The organism is Ornithinimicrobium sp. INDO-MA30-4 (genome assembly GCF_021535045.1).
Lineage (GTDB): Bacteria > Actinomycetota > Actinomycetes > Actinomycetales > Dermatophilaceae > Ornithinicoccus.
The window spans coordinates 995,599-1,016,442 of sequence record NZ_CP091056.1 but is presented as its reverse complement, the minus strand read 5'-3'; the positions used below and the strand labels follow the sequence as shown (position 1 = coordinate 1,016,442).

Genomic DNA, 20,844 nt, shown 5'->3' with positions numbered 1-20,844 from the left:
GGCACGTTTTGCTGCCTGCTCATCGACATCGGCGCGACGCGGAATGTGGGGGTAGGCCCGGGTCTTCGAAACGCTCGGGAAGTGCTGCGTTCGACTCAGCGGGCAGGTTCTCGACGCCGTTCTGCTCAGCCGGGAGGTTGTGATCCGTCATCAGGGTGCCTTTCGTCCGAGCCAGACTGCGGCGCCGATCAAAAGACCGATGCCCAGAGTCCACACAAATGCGGCGTCACCGGCTGGGCCCAAGGAACCCATCGAGTTACCGCCATAGGCGTTGCCGCCCTCTTCAATGTCCTTCAGGAAGGCGATGACGTCTTCCTTTTCTTGTGGAGTGATGTTGCTGTCGTTGAAGACAGGCATCGACTGCGGGCCGGTCAACATGGCCTCGTAGATGTGCTGTTCATCGACGTTCATCAGGTTGGGTGCATACTTGCCGCGGGTCAGCGCGCCACCGGTGCCCGAGGAGTTGTGGCACATCGCGCAGTTGGTGCGGAAAATGCGACCGCCCTCAGCGATGTCTGCTCCTTCGAGGTCGAGCCACTCTTCGTCTGGGACCGCGGGGCCAGCGCCGAGGGAGTCGACATAGGCGGCCAACTGAGTGATCTCTTCGTCGCTGAACTTGAGGTTCATCGTGTTCTCGGGAGCCTGGACGCCAGGAGCGTTCAACGGCATCCGGCCGGTTGCGACTTGAAGTCCACAGATGCTGCGCCGACGCCAATGAGCGATGGCCCGGGGCTTTCGATGGATTCCGCAGCGACCCCACCCTGGGCGTTTGATCCGTGGCACGACGCGCAGTTCGCTTGGAAGAGTGCTTCGCCAGCAGCGATGTCGTCCACGCTCGAGGTAGCGGCAGACGTCCCCGGGTCAGCCTTGGGCTGTAGTGCTGCGTAGGCAGTTCCGGTCATGGTCAGACCCAGCAGGAGCAGGATCATCAGCGCTAGTGGGCTGCGACGGCGGGCGGCCAATTTCTTCACTTAGCTGACCTTTCGGTGTAAAAGTTCAAGGCGGACACGATGCGGGGTGTGCTCACTGCAGGACGTAGATCGTCAGGAACAAGGCAACCCAGACGACATCGACGAAGTGCCAGTAGTAGGAGGTCACCACGGCGCCGGTTGCCTGTGCGTGCGTGTAGCGCTTAGCAGTGAAACTGCGACCAATGATGAGGAGGAAGGCGATTAACCCTCCGGTCACGTGGATACCGTGAAAGCCAGTGGTCATGTAAAAGACCGAGGCGTAAGGGTTGGTGCCCAAGCTCAGCCCTTCATGGACCAGTGACGCGTACTCCCACACCTGGCCAGCAATGAAGATCGAGCCAAAGATGTAGGTCAGGACATACCACTCGCGCATGCCCCACTTACCCAGCTCCATCAGGCCTCCGGTGCGGCTTGGCACACCCTGCTCAGCCTTGAAGACACCCAACTGACACCACAGCGAAGAAATGACCAGAATCGTCGTGTTGATCAGTGCAAAAGGCACGTTCAACAGTTCGGTCTGAGTCTCCCAAAGCGTGGGTGCCACCGAGCGGATCGTGAAGTACATCGCGAAGAGTCCCGCGAAGAACATGATCTCGCTCGCGAGCCACACGATGGTCCCCACGGCCACCATGTCGGGTCGAGTCGCCGGCCCGTGGGCCGCTGCCGCACCTGTGGGGGCGCTTGCTGTCACTGATGTTGTCGTCGCCACAAAAACTAGTATGACCTACATAGGATTCCCAGTGGCAACTGACCCCCGAACAGCATCGGGTGATACCGAATCGTGTCCTAGTTGTTTGGCTACACGGCTCGTCCGGCTCACGAGCAGTTCTTCGATTGAGTAGCATCGCCTTATGACCGCTTCGACTTCAGCTGAGCAGACTGCCGGATTGCGCCGTATTAGCGTGCTGCTCTTCAGTGACAACCGGGCCACCCGCGACGCAGTGCGAGTCGGGGTGGGCTCGCACCCTGATCCAGGCGTGAAAGTCGAGGAGTGGATGGAGTGCGCGACTGCGCCAGCGGTGGAGCTGGCCCTGGACGAGGGTGACTACGACGTTCTGATCTTGGATGGCGAAGCGCAGCCCTACGGTGGGCTTGGTCTCTGTCGCCAACTCAAGAACGAGATTTTTGACTGCCCGCCGGTCCTGGTTCTCACTGGTCGACCCAATGACAACTGGCTCGCCTCGTGGTCCCTGGCCGACGGCTCGGTGGCTCACCCGTTGGACCCTGCAGCACTGGCCGCTGCGGTCGCTCGCCTCGCGCACTCGTGAGCGAGACGACCTGGCCTCAGGCATTATCCGCTCTGCTTAACGAGGAAGATCTTTCCGTTGAGCGTGCCGCTTGGGTGATGGACCAGGTCATGAGTGGGTTAGCGACTCCAGCCCAACTGTCAGCCTTCCTGGTGGCGCTACGCGCAAAGGCGAGTCAACCGCCGAGATGGTGGGCTTGTCGCAGACGATGTTGCGATACGCCAACCGCTTTGAGGTTCCAGGCGTGACTCTCGACATTGTGGGCACGGGCGGTGATGGTGCGCATACCGTCAATATTTCGACGATGTCGTCGCTAGTCGCCGCGGGCGCCGGAATTCGAGTGGTGAAGCACGGCAACCGGGCAGCATCATCCAAGACGGGTACCGCTGATGTGCTGGAGAGGTTGGGCGTACGACTCGACCTTTCACCAGATCAAGTTCGCCAGGTGGCACTTGATGCAGGGATTACTTTCTGCTTTGCGGCCATCTTCCACCCCGCGATGAAGTATGCCGGGGGCGTGCGCAAAGAGATCGGCATCCCCACTGCCTTTAACTTCCTTGGCCCACTCACCAACCCAGCCCAACCCACCTACGGTGCAATCGGTGTGGCAAACGAGCGGATGGCGCCGTTGATGGCTCGGGTTTTCGCCGAGCGGGGCCAGTCAGTCGCCGTATTTAGGGGCGATGATGGGCTTGATGAGATTTCGCCGGAAACGACGTCCCACGTGTGGTGGGTCGCGGCCGGTGAAGTAACCGAGTTGGTGTTGGACCCCCGCGAGCTAGGCGTGAGCCATCCCGTGTCATCTCTCACCGGTGGGGACGTTGACGTGAACGCAACAGCTGTCCGGGATCTGTTGGCAGGCCAGCAGGGCCCGATTAGGGACACCGTGGTGTTAAACACGGGCTTGGCTTTGGCCGTATTGACCAGCGGCGAAGAGGGCCTCCCGGCCCCATCAAGTGATAGCGAACTCTATGAGCGGGTACGCGCTGGGATGGCCCTGGCCCAAGAGTCGCTCGACTCTGGGGCGGCCCAGCAAGTGCTGGATCGCTGGGTCAACACAACGTCAGTCGTCTAGGCCGATCGAGAACCCGGCCTCGAGGTCATCGCTGGAGTAGGTCCGAAACGCAATGTGAGTGTTGGTCTCCAGCACACCTGCGACCTTGTTGAGTTGGTCGGCGATGACCGTGTGGAAGTCCTCGTGCTTGGCTACCTTTGCGACGGCCACCAAGTCAATGTCGCCCGTGACTGAATAGACCTCGCTGATCCCCTCGATGGCAGCAATCTCCTGCGCTGCCTCGGGAATGCGAGCTACTTCTGCTTTGATAAGAACGATCGCTGATATCACTTCGCCACCTTAGCCCGGTCGTCGTTCTTGCGGGCGAGCGACGCGAGAATTTGTTGGCGAGACTCCGATCCGCCGACTGGGCAGGTCCACGTCCCCTCAAGGTCAACGATGCGAATGCCCGGCGTGTCTAGCCAGCGCAAGATGAGCTCGGTCTCCTCAGGATGAGCGGCAGGAGAGGGGCTAACGGGGGGATCAACAACCTCTGCAGTTTCGATCATCGCTTGGATGTGTGGCATGGGGTCGACCCCACGGGCTGTCTGGCAACTCCCGGCGAGCCGTCCGTAGCGGATGCAACTAACCTCCCAGCCACCAATGGGGCTGCGGCGGGCTGCGACGATTTGGGCAGATTGTGCCAGCGGGCTGAGCCTTTGAGCCCGAGAGGTGCCGCGCACTGCTGAGGAAAGACGCTCGCGCACCGATATGGCGTCTTCGAACCTCTCCTGTTGGGAGATCCTCCATTCGCTGCTCCAATTGGCTAAACACATGGCTACCGTCACCAACGATGACTTGATGCGCGTGCGAAACGAGGGTGGCGTAGGCAGAACGAGATTGTTTGCCAGTGCATGGTGCTCCACACTTGCCGAGCTCATCAAGGACACAGGATGTGGCCGCTGGGTCGGGGTTGAGGGTTTGCGTGCACTGCCGCAGGGGAATCGCTTCAAGAATGCCCGCGATCGCCTGCTCTCCGCGGGCTCGGTTGGGAAAAGGGCCAGCGTAGGTGGCGCCGTCTGCCTTCACCGTGCGCACTAGAGAGAGCCGCGGGTACGCCTCTTTGGTGAGTTTGACCCACCAAATCTTCTCCGGGTAACGAGAACGGCGGTTGAACGGTGGCTGGTGCTCGGCTATCAGGCGTAGCTCGCGGACCTGCCCTTCAAGTTGTGTCGCACAAACGATCGGAGTGATCGACTCCGCTAGGGCGACCATGTCAGCCATCCGACGACGTGTTTCCGAGGCGGTGAAGTAGTTCTTGGTGCGACGCCGTAGGTCAGAGGAAGTCCCGACGTAAAGGGGACGACCCTTGGCGTCCTTGAAAACATAGACGCCGGGAGCGGAGGGCATCGTGTCTGCCAGGAAGCGCTTGGTTTTTGTGCGGGGGTCACCCGAGCTGAATAACTCGCGAGCTCTTCCATGGTGTGGATGCCCAGATTGCCGACTCGCGCGATGAGGCCGTGCAGCACATCGACGGTGGCTTGTGCGTCGGCGAGGGCCCGGTGATTTGGGGTGGTCGTCGCGCCAAACACTTTGGCCAAGCTAGACAACTTGTGGTTGGGAGATTCGTCACGGGTGACGAGTTGCCGGGCAAGGTGAACGGTGTCGAGGACTTGATTACCCGGCCAGGGATGACCCGTCTTATCTGCGGCTGCCTTAAGGAAAGACACGTCGAATCGTGCGTTGTGAGCGACCAGCACGGCATCCCCGGCGAAATCCAGAAAACTGGGCAAAACAGTGGAGATGTCAGGCGATGTCGCAACCATGGAGTTGGAAATCCCGGTCAAAACCGTGATGAAAGCCGGAATGGCCGTGCGCGGCCGCACCAGTGTTTGGAACTCGCCAAGAACTTCACCACCGCGAACTTTCACTGCACCAAACTCAGTGATGTGGTCGTTGAGAGCGGACCCGCCGGTTGTCTCGAGGTCTACCACCCAAAAGTCACGTCGTGCAACGGCTGACCCAGGTCCTCAAAGGACTGCTGGATGCCGACTGGAACGCGGGTGGTGGTGCTCATGGTGGAAACGTTAGGTCTTCCCTCTGACATACCTAGGGCGCATCGCCGAAAGGGTATGTCAGAGGTCAGATCTAATCTCGTCAGCATCCACTACGGAGGTGACGAATATGTCTCAGAAAGAACGCAACCAACAACGGTTGCCCAGCGGCCCACGCCGTGCCGACGGGCTCTCGCCAGGGCTTGCCACCATAGATTGTCAGTCGTGCCCCGTGCGAGGTCTGCGATGCGGATCTTGCATGGTCCCCGTTGTTGCGCAAGCGTGGATGGGGCACGAGATACCTGTCCGGGACGAATCTGCGGCCGACTCTGGTGAGGCCGATGAGTTGACTGATGAAGAGTGGGCAGCCGTGGATATTTTCGTCCAGGCCGGCTTGGTCAGCTTGTTGGATGCGGCCGATGCCACCGCCCAACGGGTCGTGGTCTCACCGCACCTGCGCCTATCGGACGTTGGATAGCCTCGCCACCTTAAAGGAGCGAGTGCTTCATCTGCTGTCGGCGCAGCGTCAACGTGAAGTGCCCAGGACGGTGTCGCGGTCTTGGAGAATCTCACGCCGGTGTCACGCTCTTGGATAACGAGGGCCGATGAGTACGTAGGCTGACTTGCATGGCATCACATCCGTTGTCGTGGCGAAGTGTGTCGCGGCGAAGTGCGCTCACGATGGTCGGCATGGGCTTCTGGGGGGCCGCTGGTCTCACCGCTTGTGGTCGTGACGCCGTTGATGAGGCATACGTTGAGGTTTCAGGGACATCACCATCGGGACGCCGAGATGTCTATCAGCAATTAGCCGAGGCAGCAGTGCCAGCCATCAACGAGTTGTGGGGGCCGGGGCTCTGCCACGTCCGGTCAAAGTGCTCGTGCCAGCGACGCAGGGTGAGTTCTCAGATCTCACGGGACTGGCGAGTGAACGAGAAGAAGTGCCCGCGGTGGTGATCCCGCAGGGTGAAAGCAGAGTGGTCGTCGTGCACCCGGCTGCCTACGATGCCCTCGATGCAGACGGCAAACGCTTGGTGTTGGCTCACGAGATGACCCACTTGGCTCAAAGCCAGCAAGGCGAAGTGCCGTGGTGGCTACGGGAGGGATCAGCTGAATTCAGCGCCTACCTACAACGTGATGGTGGCTATCCAGGTCGATGGCCCACGGTGTGGCAGGAGACCTCCGCCCTGGTCGAGGCCCAACCGGAGCTGCCGAACCAGCCAGAATCTGGCTCGGGGGATTGCCGACCGCGGTACCCGATCGGCTGACCAGTTATGCAACGGCGTGGACTGTGTGCGCTTGGATGGCGCAACGGTCGGGGGACTCAGGGGTAGTGCCGCGGGTCTATTCGGCGATAGCCGGTGGCGAGTCGATCGGGGCCGTCGCGGCCAAAGAGTGGGGATTAACGGAGTCAGAAATGATCGAAGCCTGGTCCGCATGGTTAGCGAAACAGGCTTCGATCAAGAACTGACGAGTAAGGATCTACTTGTCGTAGAGAGCGTCGACTCGCTCCGACATCGTCTCCATCACACGGTTTCGACGCAATTTCATGGATGGAGTCAGGTAGCCGTTCTCCTCCGTGAAATCTGCCTCAAGGATGTCAAACTTGCGGATCGACTCAGCCCGGCTCACCGCGGCATTGGCGTGATCCACAGCCTTCTGAACCTCAGCCAAAACCAGGTCGTTCGTTCGTGCCTGCTCAACGGTGAGGCCTTCGAGGCCATTGTTGGCAGCCCACGTCGGCAACATCTCGTCATCCAACGTGACAAGGGCACCGATAAAGGGCGCCCGTCACCGACGACCATGCATTGAGAGACCAGCGGGCTTGAGCGCAAGCGATCTTCAAGCACGGCAGGGGAGACATTCTTGCCCGCAGCCGTGACGAGAATTTCCTTCTTACGGCCAGTGACCTTCAGGAATCCATCATCATCCAATTCACCGAGGTCGCCAGTGTGGAACCAACCGTCGCGTAGTGCCTCGGCCGTAGCCTCGGGGTTCTTGTGATAGCCGCGGAAGACGTTGCTGCCCTTAATCAGGATTTCGCCATCTTCAGCGATCCGCACGCCAGCGCCCGGAAGCGGACGACCCACTGATCCAATCTTGATCAGGTCAGGGGTGTTGACGTTGGCAGGCGCTGTCGTTTCGGTCAGGCCATAGCCCTCCAGCACGATGAGGCCAACGCCTCGGAAGAAGTGACCCATGCGCTCGCCAAGGGCAGCGCCACCGGACACGGCATATTGCAGGCGGCCACCCATGGCGTCCTTCAACTTGCCGTAGACCAAGCGGTCGGCGACCTTGTGTTGGGCACGTAGGGCGAAGCCGGGTCCGCCGGTGTCTTGCGCCTTGCTGTAGTCGATCGCGACCTTGGCAGCCCAGGCAAAATTTTGCCCTTTCCGCCAGCCGTAGCCTTCTGCTCGCTCGAGTTGTAGATCTTTTCGAACACTCGAGGGACGGAGAGCAGGAACGTCGGGTGGAATGTGCCGAGGTCCTCAATGACCCGCTTGGGGTCATCGGTGTGACCCAAGGTGGAGCCAGAGTAGATGGCCAGCACCTCAACGAAGCGGGCAAAGACGTGCGCCAGCGGCAAAAGAGCAGAGTGCTCGCGCCGTCGACACTGACAACCTCTTGCAAACGCTCAGTCGCGTTTTCCGTCAGGGCGAGGAAGTTGTCGTGCGTCAACTCGCATCCCTTGGGGCGACCAGTGGTGCCTGACGTGTAAATGATGGTGGCAAGCGATGCCCGATCCAGGGTTGCCCGTCGCTCATCAAGTGACTCGTCAGAGATGTCGCTGCCCGCGGCGGCGAGCTCGTCCAAGCCGCCGGTGTCGATCTGCCAGAGGTCGCGCAACTGCGGTAGTTCCTGGCGAATCTTGGCGACGAGCGACGCGTGGCCAGCATCTTCGACAACCATGGCGACCACAGCAGAGTCAGAGCAAATCCAGGTGACCTGATCGGGCGACGACGTTTCGTAGACCGGCACCGGCACCGCGCCAGCAGTCCACAGCGCAAAATCCGACAAGGTCCACTCATAGCGAGTGCGCGACATGATCGCGACGCTTTCGCCGGCCTCGATGCCAGCAGCCATGAAGCCCTTGGCGAGTTGGCGAACCTCATCATTGAACTGCTTAGCGCTGACGTCACGCCAACTTGAGCCCTCTTTGATACGAACCAACACGTGGTCGGGGTCTTTGCGTGCCCAGTCGTGGGGAATGTCTGAGAGGTTTCCCTCGGTGGTCACGGGGATCAACGGGGGACGACGATGTCCTGCACTGCGGCCTCCTGGCTCCAGGGTGGGGCGGAACGTCTCATGTTAGCCCGAATTGGCCGGATGCGACCTGCCAATTGCCTGTTGGCCTGCGCGTGTCGAAGCCAACGGGTGCCAAGCGGTTAGCCTAAACACATGCCTGACCTCACCGAATCGACCGTTGTGATTGATGCGCTTCCCGGAACGGTCGTCGGCGTAATCGCTGACTTTGAGACCTATCCCGAGTGGGCGCGCGAAGTCCAACGGGTCGAGGTCTTGTCCCACGAGGGCGACGGTTGGGCTGACCGGGTCCGATTCGAGATGAACGCCGGAATCCTCAAAGACACCTATGTCCTGGACTATGCCTGGGAGATCGGCAACGCTGGGGTCGGAAGCATGTCCTGGGAAATGGTGGAGTCGAAGGCGCTTCGGGCGCTTTCTGGCTCCTACGAAATTGTTGAACACGACAGAGGCACTTTGCTCACCTATCGGCTCACCGTAGTGCCGCAGGTGCCCATGCTTGGCGCACTGCGCCGCAAGGCTGAAAAGATGATCGTCGCGACAGCGCTCACAGCGCTGCAGAAACGAGCGGTGCAAGTGCACACCCTTCGCCAGTCAGGAGAAAGTGAATGACCGTCTACATCGGTGTCGACATCAGGGGCACCAAGATCGCAGCGAGCACCGTGGACTCGACGGGCAAGGTGCTTGACAAGGCGCGGCGCGAGACCCCGGCTCAAGATGTCGCTGCGATCGCGAATGCGGTGGCTGAGGTCGCCGCAGAACTACAGGCCAAATCAAGCGGGCGGACCATCGGTGGGATTGGCGTTGCTTGCGCTGGCTTTGTAGACGCCGACGGCGAGGCGGTAGTTTTCGCCCCTAACTTGGCTTGGCGCGACGAGCCGCTGGCCCAGCGCCTGCGCGACGCGACGGGGCTGCCCGTCACGTTGGACAACGACGCCAACGCAGCCGCCTGGGGAGAGTTCAAGTTTGGCGCGGCTCGGGAAGCTAAGGACACCGTCATGGTCACCCTGGGCACAGGGGTTGGCGGCGGCATCGTCAGCCAGGACCAACTCACCCGAGGCGCTCACGGGATGGCCGCCGAGATCGGACACCTTCGCGTCGTGCCAGACGGCCGGCGTTGTGGATGTGGCAATCGGGGATGTTGGGAGCAGTACGCCAGTGGTACCGCCCTCGTGCGTGAGGCACGAGAGATGGTCGCAGCCCAAAGCCCGCACGCCGCCGAGCTGTCGGCACTGTGTGGCGGCGACCCGCAGGCGCTGAACGGAACCATGATCACCACCGCAGCCAAGGCTGGAGACCAAGCCTCGATTGAACTCTTGGAAGACATCGGCCGTTGGGCAGGGGAGGGGATGGCTAGCCTCGCCGCCGTTCTGGACCCTGACATGTTTGTGATTGGTGGCGGTGTCAGCGCTGCTGGTGATCTGGTGCTGGAGCCAGCGCGAGCTGCCTTGCCCGACAACTGACGGCGCGTGGGCACCGACCGATGCCGCCCATGGTGATCGCGGCCCTGGGCAACGACGCCGGAATGATCGGCGCGGCAGACCTGGCAGCGGTTCGATTTGGCCAGTGATCCTCTCGAACAACCGGAGCACCTCGTGTCAGCACCGTTGACAGTCGGTGTTGATATCGGGGGCACAAAGGTTGCCGCTGGCCTCGTCGACGAGGAAGGCCAGGTGCACGCGTTTGGGCGAGCCAGCACCCCGCATCGCAGCACGGAGCCAAGAGTCGTCGAAGACGTCATCGTTGAAGTAGTTCAGACCCTGCTAGGCCAGGCAGCCAATCAAGGTATGCCGGTTGCCGCCGTAGGTGTTGGTGCCGCCGGATTTGTCGCAGCGGATCGCGCGACCGTCACATTTGCTCCGCACCTGTCCTGGCGTGGAGAGCCGTTGCGTGATCGGCTAGAGCAGCGACTCTCGTTGCCGATCAGCGTGGACAACGATGCCAATGCAGCGGCCTGGGCGGAATACCGATTTGGTGCTGGACGGGTCATGCCCGACTCGTGACTTTGACGCTGGGGACGGGGATTGGCGGCGCCATCGTGATGGACGGGCGCGTCGAGCGTGGCCAGCACGGCATGGCCGGCGAGTTCGGCCACATGATCATGGTCCCGCATGGCCGCCGATGTGAATGCGGCAATCGTGGGTGCTGGGAGCAATACGCCAGTGGCAACGTCCTGCAGCGTGAGGGTCAAGCCTTGGCCCGCGCTGGCGGCCCATTGCGGCCGAATTCGAACGGCGGAGCGCGGGGCGACCAGAGGCAGTCAGCGGGCCTATCGTCACCGAAGCGGGGCTCGCGGGTGACCCAGCCGCCCAAGAGCTCCCTAGCCGAAGTAGGCCGCTGGCTGGGGCTGGGCCTAGCAAACTTGGCTGCCGCGCTTGATCCAGGGTGCATCGTGATCGGTGGTGGGGTGATCGCTGCAGGCGACCTGATCCTTGATCCGGCACGGGAAGAAATGGCTCGCAATCTGCCGGGGCGTGGACATCGACCGTTGGCCCCCATCGTTGCCGCCGAGTTGGGCCCAAGAGCAGGACTTATTGGTGCTGCAGATCTGGCTCGGCGAGACTTTTGAGGTCTCAGCCGCAACGACAAGGGGAAGACGAGTGATTGAAGCACCGATGACCGCAAGGCAGCCAGGTCAATGGCGCGTTGCCTCATACAACCTTCGAGCCCTTCAGGACGACGTCCCGGCGGCGGTCCGGGTGATGCGTGCGATCAAGCCAGATGTCGTCTTGTTGCAAGAGATTCCTCGGGTTCCGTTCAGCGCAGGGGCCATGCACGACTTTGCACAGCAATGTGGCTTGACCTGGCCAGGGCGCACCCGGCGGGTGTCGGGGGTGTCGATGCTGGTCCATCCGCAGTTACAGGCAAGCGCAGTGCAAGATCGGCTTTGCCGGTTGAGTTCCTGGGCAACCCCAGGACCTATACGGTCGCGCGCTTGCAGGATGAGTTTGGGTATGCGGCAGTGGCGGCGGCGATTCATCTCCCGCTCATCGCTGAGCAACGGCGCAACCACGTCGGCCAAATCCTTGCCGAACTCACTCGGGACGGGGCCACAGATAGTCTGCCGTGGATTATCGGAGGCGATCTAAACGAAGACCAGAGCGCGCCAGCATGGCAAATTCTCGAGGCCCATGCCAATCTCGCGACCCCGCTGAAGCCATCATTCCCCGCGCATAACGCCCATCGCGTGATTGACGCGATCTTCGCCACCCGCGGAGTTGCGGTTCTCCAAGGAGAAGCTGTCGCTCTGGATCCAGCCGACCTAAAAGCCGCCACGGACCACCTTCCAGTCTGGGCCGACCTGCAACTCCCGGCCCAGAGCAACTAACTGGTTACTGGCTCCCGGGCATGCGCCGGACCAAGAGCACAGCCCCGAGCACGAAGAGGAATGTCCCAAGAAAGGCCCAGGCATTGGCTATCGCTGGGACGAATTGTGTGAGCAGGACGAGCAATAGCCCCAGGCCAATCGAGCCAACAGCGAGCCAGAAACCCACTCCCCGGCCGGTTCGCCGGTCCGGGGGCTCTGGCAGATACCGATCGTGGCCATAGAACGGCATCGGCTCAGGGGTGTGCTTGGATTCCGGCTCTTGTGGCGTCTGCGTCATGTCGGACCCCTTCAACTAGTCCACTCCCAGGAGTGGTCCATCACCAATGGGTAGCTACGACTAACCAGCGCGCTGCTAGGTTCCGCGTTCTGCCGAGATCGATATTAGACCCGGGCACCCCGGTCGGGTCCGTGGCCACCTGGTGGGCGGCGGATCAGTGTCACAAACCCGGCCACTGTTGCTGCCACGCCGATCCACATCCACAGATCATTGCTCAGCACTGGCAGAACCAGGCTGAGGATGATGAGGATGGGGCCGACGGTAAGGCCACCGACGATCGTCCAGAAACTCAGGTCGCCTGCGGGCAGTGGAGGCGGCGGTTCGGGGACGAAGTGGTCGTCATCGTCCGTGTCAGGTCGTTGAGAGGCTCGCCAATCTGAGGTGTATGGCTGCTCTGGCGTCTGCGCCGCAGGCTCGGCTTTCGCGGCGGGCTCAGGTGGTGGTGGCGTCGGGCGCTCGGAGGTGGTTTCGGTTTCGGCCTCAGCCACTTCGTCCGGGGTTGTTATCGGGCCAAACCCAGCCACCATGTCGGCAAATCGCCGGTCAACTTCTGCCGCGCTGACCTCTGGCCTGCCACGGCCATCGGGTGTGGGGTCGGCATCATCGTCGCGGGCACCGTCAGCCATGGGTGCCTACGAAACTGATGACTTCCTCAAGCACCAGCTCTTGGTCATAGTCCAATGTCGCCACATGCCCGGAGTTGGGCAGCCACACCTGACGCACCGAATCACTGCCGACGTTGGCCAAGAAACGGTTCGCCGACGAGAGCGGCACTAGCTCATCGTGAGCTGAGCGCAGCAGCAGGACAGGCTGCTTGAGCAGCACCAGATCGCGAGCCAAACCATCCCAGCGCTGCACGAATGAGTGGAAAGCCTTGAGTGGGAGTCGGTCATACGCCAACTCTTGGGGCCCGTCAGTGCGACGGATTTGCCCAGCAAGACCAGGCAAGGTCGGGAGCACATGCTTGATCACAGGCAGAGCCACGAGACGGGGATCCTCAGCGGCGAAGGCCGGGTTGATGAGAGCCACCGCATCAACCAAGTCGGGACGACCGGCGGCGAGATCGGAAGCGAGGGCCCCACCGAGTGACATCCCGACAACGATCAGGGTGTCGCAGGACTCGCGCAATTCCGTGGCCGCCTGTCGCACCGCCACGAGCCAGTCGGCATACCGCGTGGTGTTCATGTCTTGCCATGTCGTGCCGTGGCCCGGCAACAGGGGTGCGCTGACCGCATACCCCTGGCCGCGAGGGCCTCGAAGATTGGGGACATCGACTGTGGCGTTGAGGTCAGGCCATGGACGACCAGCACGCCGATCCGCGAATTCGCTCCGTCGCCAGCTGACTTAAAGGGTTCTGCACCTTGCATTGTCTGCACATTCGGTATCGTCTCACGAATGCCCTGCACGGCATTGGTGCCGTATGCTCTCGCTCACCCTGACCAGAAAGGTTTCCATGATCTATTGGCTGCTTAAGTCGATCATTATTGGACCGATCGTGCGACTCCTTTTCCGGCCGGTCGTGAAGGGCGAGGAACACATCCCCGAGCAGGAGGTGCCATCTTTGCCAGCAACCACCTCTCGTTTTCAGACTCCATCTTTTTGCCGTTGGTGGTGCCGCGGCGGATCACTTTTCCGGCCAAAATGGAGTACTTCACCGGCAAGGGTGTGAAGGGCATGGCCACCAAGATGTTCTTCACCGGGGTTGGTCAGATTCCTATTGACCGCTCGGGTGGCGAAGCCAGTCTGATGGCGTTGAAGCAAGGCATGAAAGTCCTGCGTCGTGGGGATCTCTTCGGTATCTACCCTGAGGGCACCCGCTCACCCGATGGACGCCTCTACAAGGGCAAGACGGGTGTTGCCCGGATGGCGCTGGAGGCGAAGGTCCCAGTCATCCCGGTTGCGATGATCGACACCGATAAGGCCCAGCCAACAGGTCAAGCCATCCCGAACCTGCATCAAGTAGGCGTAAGTTTGGCAAGCCGCTGGACTTCTCGCGCTACGAAGGCATGGAAGAGGACCGTCTGGTCTTGCGGTCCATTACCGACGAAATCATGTACGAACTGGCGCAACTTTCGGGCCAGGAGTACGTCGACGAATACGCAGCAACCATGAAGGACCGCATCGCCAAGCGTGCCCGGGCCACCGTTGACCAGGCCAAAGCTGGGGTTGACCAGGCGCGCGATCAGGCTGCGCAGGTCACCAGTGAACTCTCTGCACGCTTCGCCCGGGAGCCTGCCGCCGCTGAGCCGTCGCAGAAAGATGCCGCTGAAAGCACTGGCCAACCCCAGGGCAGCGACGAATCCCCAACAAATTGGGCGACAAAGAGGGCTGATGTCCTGAGCACCCCCTGAACGCTTCTACCATGGTGGGGTGCACTCCGACGTAACCGCCGTTCCCGTGGGCCATGTCCTCGACTGGTCAGACCTCCCCGCCAAGCAGCAGCCGACCTGGCAAGACCCGGCGCGCTCGCTGATGTGCTGACGACGCTGTCGCACTATCCACCGCTGGTCTTTGCCGGCGAGTGCGATGTGTTGCGCGACCGGTTGGCCGTGGCCTCAGAAGGCAAGGCCTTCGTGCTGCAGGGTGGTGACTGCGCCGAGACGATGGCTGGCGTCACTGGCCCCAACATTCGCGACCGCATCAAGACCATCTTGCAGATGGCAGTGGTGCTGACCTACGGCGCTGGTATGCCGGTGGTCAAGGTCGGCCGGATGGCCGGTCAGTTCGCTAAGCCGCGCTCATCAAACGATGAAACGCGCGATGGCGTGACGCTGCCTGCATACCGTGGAGACATGGTGAACGGGTTTGAGTTCACTGCTGCCGCCCGTGCGCACGACCCTGATCGACTGCTGCGCGCCTACCACGCAAGCTCTGCCACGTTGAACCTTGTTCGCGCTTTCACTGACGGTGGATTCGCAGACCTGCGTCAGGTCCACCTGTGGAACAAGGGCTTCTTGTCCGGTCCGGCCCAGGCTCGTTACGAGACGATGGCCAACGAAATCGACCGGGCCATGCGCTTCCTGGAAGCTTCTGGCGCAGGCGATGGCGAGGCCCTCAAGCGGGTCGAGTTCTACTCCAGCCACGAGGCCTTGGTGCTCGACTACGAGCGCGCCATGGTTCGTCGTGACTCGCGCACCGGCAACCCCTACAACACTTCTGGCCACTTCATCTGGATCGGCGAGCGCACCCGTGATCTGGATGGCGCTCACATTGACTTTGCGTCGCGCGTTCACAACCCCATCGGGGTGAAGTTGGGCCCGACCACGACTCGTGATGACGTGATGCGACTGATCGACAAACTTGACCCCGAGCGTGTTCGTGGGCGTCTGACGTTCATCACTCGCATGGGTGCTCAAAGATCAACGAAGTGCTCCCGGAACTCCTCGACTCGGTGGGCGAAGACGCTCATCACGTCACGTGGATCTGCGACCCGATGCACGGCAACACCTTCACCTCACCCAGTGGCCACAAGACTCGTCGGTTGGATGATGTCGTCGAAGAGGTCCGTGGCTTCTTCGACGCCCACCGTCAGGTCGGCACCTGGCCAGGTGGCATCCACGTGGAATTGACCGGAAATGATGTGACCGAGTGTGTCGGTGGCTCCGAGCCTGTTGATTTGGATGACCTGGGCAAGCGGTATGAGTCGTTGTGTGACCCGCGGCTGAACCACCAGCAGAGTCTGGAGATGGCTTTCCGGGTGGCCGAAATGCTGGAGCAGGGCAACAAGTCGTGATTGTCGCCGACCTGCGCTCAGACACGCTGACCCAACCCTCGCAGGGCATGCGGGAAGCGATGGTTTCGGCGCCGGTCGGTGACGATGTTTTTGGTGAAGACCCGACTGTTGCTGCCCTGGAACAGCGAGTCGCTGACTTGCTGGGACATGAGCGCGGGCTCTTCACCCCGACCGGCTCAATGGCCGGTCAGTTGGCAGTGCGGGCACACGTTGGTCCTGGGCAAGAGCTCATCGCCGACCATTTGGCCCACGTGTTGCGTGCCGAACCAGGCGCCGCTGCCGCGCTGAGCGGGATCACCAGCAGGAGCTGGCATGCGACTCGCGGTGTCCTGGATCCACAGATGCCGCTGGGCATGATGACCCCCGATGCTGGGCCTTACATGGTCTCGACGACCTGCATTGTCGTCGAGAACACCCATAACTTTGGCGGTGGCACAGTGCAAACGCTTGAGGCGCTGCAGGCCGTTAAGCAGGGCGCTCAAGACGCTGGTGTTGCCGTCCACATGGATGGTGCTCGACTGTGGAACGCTCATATCGCGAGCGGGGTTTCACTAGCTGAGTATGGCGCTTGCGCTGACACCGTCTCGGTATGCCTGAGCAAGGGATTGGGTGCGCCGGTGGGCTCAGTCGTCGTGGGCGACGCCGAAATGATCAGCGAAGCCCGAGTCTGGCGTAAACGCTTTGGCGGGGGTATGCGCCAGATCGGCATCCTTGCCGCTGCGGCTGACTATGCGTTGAGCAACCAGTTGGCTCGGCTGGCTGATGATCATGCTGGCGCCCAGCAGGCCGCCCAGAGTATCCACGCGGCTCATGAAGGTGTGGTGGACCCGGACAACGTGCATACCAATGTGTTGATGTTGGATGTTACCCAAGCGGGGTGGAAGGCAGCCGACTTTGTCGATGCCGCGGCCGAGCGCGGAGTCCGTGGGATGGCCGTTGGCCCCACAGCCGTCCGCTTCGTCTGGCATCTGGGCGTGAGTGCTGAGCAAAGTGCTCACGCTGCCAAGGTGCTGGCTGAGCTGATTGACCGCAGCCCGGCCTAGAGCACCGTCAGGACGATTTCCGTGCCGAAGGGGACTTCCTCACCGGCATCGATGCTCTGGAAGCGAACCGTCCCGAAGAACCCGTCCGCGAGAAGCTCCCGGCTGACCTCGAAGCCCAAGTCTTCTAGTTGAGTCTTGGCCTCGTCGTACTGCGCCCCGATAAGGTCTGGCACCTCAACAGTCTCTGGACCTTCAGAGACGGTGAGAGTGATGACATCGTCGGCGAAGCCGGTGCCTGAGTCAGGGCTTTGTGAGGCGATTGACCCTTCTTCAACGTCGTTGTCGCGGACAGTGTCATCGGCGATTTCCACCGTGAAGCCAGCACCTTCGAGGCTCTGGCGCGCCTCATCTTGTGGGCTCCCGACGACGCTGGGGATGGTGATGGGTTCTGGCCCAGCGCTGACGGTCACATTGACGGCAACCGCCGGGCTGATCTCTGCGCCAACGGCTGGGTCGACACTCAAGATCTGCCCGGTCGGCACCTCCGGGTCGAAGGCGTCAGTCGGCGTTCCCAGCGTGAGGTTTGCTTCGGTCAAGGCTGTTCGGGCTTGGTCCACTGTCAGGCCAGAGAGCTCAGGAACGACGTAACGCTCAGGCCCTCGCGAGACCACGAGGTCAATATTGGTGCCCTTACGCACCGACTCACCTGGGGCAGGGGCCATCGACATCACCGAGTCGAGGGCGACTGTCTCGGAGTACTCCAAAGACTGTGCGGCATCAAGGTCGGCGTCGCTTAGCGTCGCGGTCGCGCTGTCAATGTCCTGACCGACGACGTCAGGAACCATCGTGAAGGCACCCGGACCGGCGGTATAGAACCAGGTAGCCCCAGCGCCACCAGCGCCGAGCACCACGAGGAGAATCGCCAGCAGCAGCCCTCGCCGTTTGCGACGCGGAGCAGGTTTAGGCGCCGTTGTTGTGGTCACCGTGGAGGTGCCTGATGGGGGCTTGCGATTGCCCGAGGTCCGAGCGAAATGACCAGGAGCCGAGGGGCTGCGCGTGGGCACGACAGTCGTAGGTTGATGCACCGGGGCAGTCGCATCAGGGATGGCTGCACCTGCGGTGATCGGATGGATTAGTTGAGTGGCGTCATCGGCCGTCCGGTGCCCAGGAGGCACTTCGTCCAACTCTTCGTTGGAGAGTTGGCCCACTCGTCGGCGCAATTCCAGCAGCAGGCTGCCTGCATCGCTTGGGCGCCCCTCAGGATCGGTGGCGGTTGCCATTGCGATCAGGGCATCGAGGTCAATGGGCACGGTGGGGGTGACTGCGCTGGCTTGAGGCACATCGCCATGCACGTGCGCAAAAGCAACCTGGACCGGGCTCTCGCCAGGAAAGGCCTTCGTCCCGGTCAGCATTTCAAACAGCAGCAGCCCAACGGCATACACGTCTGTGCGCTTGTCAGCCCGGCCATGTTCCACCTGCTCGGGGGAGAGGTATGCCGCGGTGCCCCACATCAGGTCACTAGTGCGGCTCATAGCGCTCGCGGTGATGGCCCGAGCTAGACCAAAGTCAGCGACCTTGACCGTTTCGTTGCGGGTCAGCAGGACGTTCTCGGGCTTGATGTCGCGGTGAATTAGACCAGCTTGGTGAGCAGAAGTCAGGGCCTGCAGGATCTGCTCGGCAATGGTGGTGGCCTGGCGCACTGTGAGCGGACCACGAGCAGCCATGCAGTCTCGCAGCGTCATGCCGTCGACCAACTCCATCACGAGGAAGACGTGGTCGCCGTCCTCGCCCTGGTCATACACCGACACGACGTGAGGGTGCGACAGTTTGGCCGCGGACTGCGCCTCACGCTGGAAGCGACTGACAAAGTCTGCGTCTCGAGCAAGGTCTGCTCGCATCAATTTCAGCGCAACTTTGCGGTGGAGGCGTAAATCGGTTGCCTGGTACACCGTCGCCATGCCGCCATCAGCAAGGTGCGCATCGATGCGGTAGCGGTCATCAAGGACGCTTCCGATGACGTCACTACTGGCAGAGATCACTGCTGCATTCTACGGATGACAGTGCCCTTTTCGTGGGAGGCCGGTCTTGGTGGGACGTCTCACGGGCTATCTACATGCGAGTGCGCAAAGACTGAATGTTCTTCACATACTGCTTCGTGTCGCTGTAGAGCCCGTTGCGTTCAACACTGCCCAAGCCTTGGTAGTAGCCGCCGATTGCTTCGTCTTCAGTGTCTGCGGTGCGCAAAAGCGCTCGCATGATGACGGTGCCGGCGGTGACGTTGTCTTGTGGATCGAGCAAATTGAGATCCCGGCCGACGAGACCAGAAGCCCATTCGCCAGAGGTGGGGATGACCTGCATCGTGCCGATCGCGTTGGCGGGGGAGACCGCCCGCTGGTTCCAACCTGACTCTTGTGAAGCCAAGGCCAGCATCAACGCCGGGTCAACGCCGTGGGCCCGTGCTGTGTCGGTGATCATTTGCTGAGTTTGGTCGGCGTTGGGCACCGGGACGCTGGCGAGGTAGTCACGGTTGGCGGCGGCCGCTCGAGCGGTTGCCGAGCTGTAGGTGTAGGTCAGGAAGGTGTTGTCGACATCTTCGTTGAGTTTGTAGTCGCCGATGTTGTTGGCGGTCCATGGGCCAGAGGTGCCGGCTGGAAGCGAGGCATTGTTTGTTGCGCTCGAACTGCCAGAGCTAGTGCTGCCCGACGCGCTGGGCTCCGTCGTTGTGCTGGCGGCAGAGCCGGTGGTCTTTAACTTCTGGCCGGGGTAGATGAAGTCCGAACTGCTGACCCCGTTGAGGCGAGACAAATTGGCAACGCTAGTGCCGTGTTGCGTTGCCAAGCCGTACAGGGTGTCGCCTGGGCGGACGGTGATAGTGGATGCGCCTGCAGATGACGTGCTCGAACTGGCCGAAGTGGAGGAGCTCGTGCTGCTGCTGGAGGTAGAGGTTGAGCTCGTTGCGGTGCCAGAAGTCTTGAGCCGCTGTCCGGGGTAGATGAAGTCCGAGCTGTTGACCCCGTTGAGGCGAGACAAATTGGCAACGCTAGTGCCGTGCTTTGCGGCCAAGCCGGACAGGGTGTCACCGCTACGCACGGTAATCGTTGCTGAACTCGTGGATGAGGTCGAAGAAGCGGCTGACGTGCTGCTGGACGCTCCGGAGCTGGGCTGGGCGGATGACGTCGCGACCCCTGGCACCTTGACCGTCTGACCAGGCATCAGCCATTTGCCGCCCTGTGGCAGAGAGTTGTGTCCAAGCAAGGAGTTCACGGTGGTGCCGTGGGCAGAGGCGATATCCCAGAGGGTGTCGCCGGCCCTGACGGTGTAGTCAGACCAAGAAGTCTTGGCTGCAGGAGCGAACGAGACGCTGAGCGCTGGGCCGGTCGAGTACGGGGCGTGTTGGGCTGTCGGTGCAGGCAGGTCCATCGGGGGTAGCGCAGCGTCGAGCATGGGGTTTCCTTTTCACTTCAACCTCGGGTGGGACTGACCCAAGAGTGACCAATGTGACATCCGAGACGGTTGTGGGCCGCGGTGCTGAGGGGACGTGTGGGACGCTACCCGAAAGTAAGGGGCGTTTCCAGATGGAAAGCGTGTCGCTACGTGTGGCAGACTTGTAGGCGTGGTAGATGACAGCAATGTAATTCATGAAGCACTAAATTCCGACGACGCATGGTTAGCCGTCCCCGAGATCATGGACCTCACCGGTGATTCTCTTGCGACAGTTAAGACTTGGCTGCAAGAGCGCGATGTGGTTGGGATCCGGCGGGGCAATAACAACGCTTTGCGGGTCCCGAAACTCTTTGTTACCCCCGAAGGCCCGCTCAAGTTTTTGCGGGGAACTATCACTCGTCTGACGGACAGCGGCTACTCGGATGAAGAAATCATCGACTGGCTATACCGCCCAGACTCCACCCTTTTGGGTGGCAGTGCCATTGCTTCGCTGTGTGAAGGTAATAAGACTGAAGTGCGCCGTCGCGCTCAGGAAACAGCCTTCTAGGTCGT

19 protein-coding genes and 8 pseudogenes are annotated in these 20,844 nt (G+C 61.5%); 14 read left to right on the top strand and 13 right to left on the bottom strand.

The features are described from left to right. Positions 1-19 precede the first annotated feature (19 nt). The 3 genes and pseudogenes from L0A91_RS18575 to L0A91_RS05945 form a co-directional block, all read right to left on the bottom strand. Complete coding sequence (locus L0A91_RS18575) at positions 20-151, bottom strand: hypothetical protein (RefSeq protein WP_311198056.1); 132 nt, start codon at positions 149-151, stop codon at positions 20-22. Beyond that, positions 151-971, bottom strand: a pseudogene (locus L0A91_RS05950) (c-type cytochrome). Before L0A91_RS05950 ends, L0A91_RS18575 begins: the two are co-directional and overlap by 1 nt. Before the next feature lie 52 nt (positions 972-1,023). Continuing rightward, positions 1,024-1,602 carry a heme-copper oxidase subunit III gene (locus L0A91_RS05945; RefSeq protein ID WP_235246218.1) on the bottom strand — a complete coding sequence of 193 codons (579 nt, stop codon included), beginning with the start codon at positions 1,600-1,602 and terminating at the stop codon, positions 1,024-1,026. Positions 1,603-1,822: 220 nt separating this feature from the next. On the opposite strand from L0A91_RS05945, the gene L0A91_RS05940 reads away from it, so the two are divergent. Further along, positions 1,823-2,239: a hypothetical protein gene (locus L0A91_RS05940; RefSeq protein ID WP_235246217.1), complete on the top strand. Its 417-nt coding sequence runs from the start codon at positions 1,823-1,825 to the stop codon at positions 2,237-2,239. Further along, positions 2,236-3,293, top strand: a pseudogene (gene trpD / locus L0A91_RS05935) (anthranilate phosphoribosyltransferase). The gene L0A91_RS05940 and the pseudogene trpD overlap by 4 nt, the downstream one beginning before the upstream one ends. Here the strand turns inward: trpD and L0A91_RS05930 are convergent. The 4 genes and pseudogenes from L0A91_RS05930 to L0A91_RS18560 form a co-directional block, all read right to left on the bottom strand. Further along, the gene (locus L0A91_RS05930) at positions 3,282-3,563 is read right to left on the bottom strand and encodes an Lrp/AsnC family transcriptional regulator (protein WP_235246216.1); all 282 of its coding nucleotides are present in this window, start codon (positions 3,561-3,563) and stop codon (positions 3,282-3,284) included. The pseudogene trpD and the gene L0A91_RS05930 overlap by 12 nt on opposite strands. Next, entirely contained in the window at positions 3,560-3,979 is a 420-nt protein-coding gene (locus tag L0A91_RS18570) for a hypothetical protein (protein ID WP_311198187.1), read from the bottom strand. Before L0A91_RS18570 ends, L0A91_RS05930 begins: the two co-directional genes overlap by 4 nt. A gap of 472 nt (positions 3,980-4,451) precedes the next feature. Next, positions 4,452-4,622, bottom strand: a pseudogene (locus L0A91_RS18565) (GIY-YIG nuclease family protein); the annotation flags it as partial. A 140-nt stretch (positions 4,623-4,762) separates the two neighbouring features. Then, a pseudogene (locus L0A91_RS18560) lies at positions 4,763-5,206 on the bottom strand (exonuclease domain-containing protein); the annotation flags it as partial. A 319-nt stretch (positions 5,207-5,525) separates the two neighbouring features. Here L0A91_RS18560 and L0A91_RS05920 point away from each other — a divergent pair. From L0A91_RS05920 to L0A91_RS05910, 3 genes are all read left to right on the top strand, one after another. Beyond that, complete coding sequence (locus tag L0A91_RS05920; RefSeq protein WP_235246215.1) at positions 5,526-5,744, top strand: hypothetical protein; 219 nt, start codon at positions 5,526-5,528, stop codon at positions 5,742-5,744. A 149-nt stretch (positions 5,745-5,893) separates the two neighbouring features. Then, positions 5,894-6,220, top strand: coding sequence for a hypothetical protein (locus L0A91_RS05915; RefSeq protein ID WP_235246213.1), 327 nt, complete (start codon positions 5,894-5,896; stop codon positions 6,218-6,220). After that, entirely contained in the window at positions 6,214-6,531 is a 318-nt protein-coding gene (locus L0A91_RS05910; RefSeq protein WP_235246212.1) for a DUF4157 domain-containing protein, read from the top strand. Before L0A91_RS05915 ends, L0A91_RS05910 begins: the two co-directional genes overlap by 7 nt. Before the next feature lie 214 nt (positions 6,532-6,745). Here the strand turns inward: L0A91_RS05910 and L0A91_RS05900 are convergent. Next, positions 6,746-8,509: pseudogene (locus L0A91_RS05900) on the bottom strand (AMP-dependent synthetase/ligase). A 153-nt stretch (positions 8,510-8,662) separates the two neighbouring features. On the opposite strand from L0A91_RS05900, the gene L0A91_RS05895 reads away from it, so the two are divergent. The 5 genes from L0A91_RS05895 (at position 8,663) to L0A91_RS05880 (ending at position 11,855) form a co-directional block, all read left to right on the top strand. Next, positions 8,663-9,139 carry an SRPBCC family protein gene (locus L0A91_RS05895; RefSeq protein ID WP_235246210.1) on the top strand — a complete coding sequence of 159 codons (477 nt, stop codon included), beginning with the start codon at positions 8,663-8,665 and terminating at the stop codon, positions 9,137-9,139. Next, entirely contained in the window at positions 9,136-9,990 is an 855-nt protein-coding gene (locus L0A91_RS05890) for an ROK family glucokinase (protein WP_397333814.1), read from the top strand. Before L0A91_RS05895 ends, L0A91_RS05890 begins: the two co-directional genes overlap by 4 nt. 132 nt (positions 9,991-10,122) lie before the next feature. Next, a complete protein-coding gene (locus L0A91_RS19650; RefSeq protein ID WP_397333812.1) occupies positions 10,123-10,530 on the top strand; it encodes an ROK family protein in 408 nt (135 codons plus the stop codon). Next, positions 10,527-11,096 carry an ROK family protein gene (locus L0A91_RS19645; protein ID WP_397333811.1) on the top strand — a complete coding sequence of 190 codons (570 nt, stop codon included), beginning with the start codon at positions 10,527-10,529 and terminating at the stop codon, positions 11,094-11,096. Before L0A91_RS19650 ends, L0A91_RS19645 begins: the two co-directional genes overlap by 4 nt. A gap of 318 nt (positions 11,097-11,414) precedes the next feature. Next, positions 11,415-11,855: a hypothetical protein gene (locus L0A91_RS05880; protein WP_235246209.1), complete on the top strand. Its 441-nt coding sequence runs from the start codon at positions 11,415-11,417 to the stop codon at positions 11,853-11,855. Positions 11,856-11,859: 4 nt separating this feature from the next. Here L0A91_RS05880 and L0A91_RS05875 read toward each other — a convergent pair whose 3' ends face one another. The 3 genes and pseudogenes from L0A91_RS05875 to L0A91_RS05865 form a co-directional block, all read right to left on the bottom strand. Beyond that, the gene (locus L0A91_RS05875) at positions 11,860-12,132 is read right to left on the bottom strand and encodes a hypothetical protein (protein ID WP_235246208.1); all 273 of its coding nucleotides are present in this window, start codon (positions 12,130-12,132) and stop codon (positions 11,860-11,862) included. Between the two features lie 104 nt (positions 12,133-12,236). After that, complete coding sequence (locus tag L0A91_RS05870) at positions 12,237-12,758, bottom strand: hypothetical protein (RefSeq protein WP_235246206.1); 522 nt, start codon at positions 12,756-12,758, stop codon at positions 12,237-12,239. Next, a pseudogene (locus tag L0A91_RS05865) lies at positions 12,751-13,389 on the bottom strand (alpha/beta hydrolase); the annotation flags it as partial. The pseudogene L0A91_RS05865 and the gene L0A91_RS05870, both read right to left, overlap by 8 nt. Positions 13,390-13,585: 196 nt before the next feature. Here L0A91_RS05865 and L0A91_RS05860 point away from each other — a divergent pair. The 3 genes and pseudogenes from L0A91_RS05860 to L0A91_RS05850 all read left to right on the top strand — a co-directional run bounded on the left by L0A91_RS05860 (position 13,586) and on the right by L0A91_RS05850 (position 16,908). Then, positions 13,586-14,483: pseudogene (locus L0A91_RS05860) on the top strand (1-acyl-sn-glycerol-3-phosphate acyltransferase). 46 nt (positions 14,484-14,529) lie between these two features. After that, positions 14,530-15,865: pseudogene (locus L0A91_RS05855) on the top strand (class II 3-deoxy-7-phosphoheptulonate synthase). After that, positions 15,862-16,908, top strand: a complete 1,047-nt coding sequence (locus L0A91_RS05850; protein ID WP_235246205.1) for a low specificity L-threonine aldolase — start codon at positions 15,862-15,864, stop codon at positions 16,906-16,908. Before L0A91_RS05855 ends, L0A91_RS05850 begins: the two are co-directional and overlap by 4 nt. Here the strand turns inward: L0A91_RS05850 and pknB are convergent. Beyond that, entirely contained in the window at positions 16,905-18,887 is a 1,983-nt protein-coding gene (gene pknB, locus L0A91_RS05845) for a Stk1 family PASTA domain-containing Ser/Thr kinase (protein WP_235246204.1), read from the bottom strand. The two genes, L0A91_RS05850 and pknB, sit on opposite strands and share 4 nt — an antisense overlap. A 70-nt stretch (positions 18,888-18,957) precedes the next feature. Continuing rightward, complete coding sequence (locus tag L0A91_RS05840) at positions 18,958-20,292, bottom strand: lytic transglycosylase domain-containing protein (RefSeq protein WP_235246203.1); 1,335 nt, start codon at positions 20,290-20,292, stop codon at positions 18,958-18,960. 169 nt (positions 20,293-20,461) lie between these two features. Here L0A91_RS05840 and L0A91_RS05835 point away from each other — a divergent pair, with 169 nt between their 5' ends. Next, complete coding sequence (locus L0A91_RS05835; protein WP_235246202.1) at positions 20,462-20,839, top strand: Rv2175c family DNA-binding protein; 378 nt, start codon at positions 20,462-20,464, stop codon at positions 20,837-20,839. Positions 20,840-20,844: the final 5 nt, after the last annotated feature.

Bases quoted from the DNA above. Each gene is read 5' to 3' on its own strand.
- L0A91_RS18575 (WP_311198056.1), bottom strand. From the start codon at position 151: ATGACGGATCACAACCTCCCGGCTGAGCAGAACGGCGTCGAGAACCTG.
- L0A91_RS05945 (WP_235246218.1), bottom strand. From the start codon at position 1,602: ATGGTGGCCGTGGGGACCATCGTGTGGCTCGCGAGCGAGATCATGTTC.
- L0A91_RS05940 (WP_235246217.1), top strand. From the start codon at position 1,823: ATGACCGCTTCGACTTCAGCTGAGCAGACTGCCGGATTGCGCCGTATT.
- L0A91_RS05920 (WP_235246215.1), top strand. From the start codon at position 5,526: ATGGTCCCCGTTGTTGCGCAAGCGTGGATGGGGCACGAGATACCTGTC.
- L0A91_RS05915 (WP_235246213.1), top strand. From the start codon at position 5,894: ATGGCATCACATCCGTTGTCGTGGCGAAGTGTGTCGCGGCGAAGTGCG.
- L0A91_RS05895 (WP_235246210.1), top strand. From the start codon at position 8,663: ATGCCTGACCTCACCGAATCGACCGTTGTGATTGATGCGCTTCCCGGA.
- L0A91_RS05890 (WP_397333814.1), top strand. From the start codon at position 9,136: ATGACCGTCTACATCGGTGTCGACATCAGGGGCACCAAGATCGCAGCG.
- L0A91_RS05875 (WP_235246208.1), bottom strand. From the start codon at position 12,132: ATGACGCAGACGCCACAAGAGCCGGAATCCAAGCACACCCCTGAGCCG.
- L0A91_RS05870 (WP_235246206.1), bottom strand. From the start codon at position 12,758: ATGGCTGACGGTGCCCGCGACGATGATGCCGACCCCACACCCGATGGC.
- L0A91_RS05840 (WP_235246203.1), bottom strand. From the start codon at position 20,292: ATGCTCGACGCTGCGCTACCCCCGATGGACCTGCCTGCACCGACAGCC.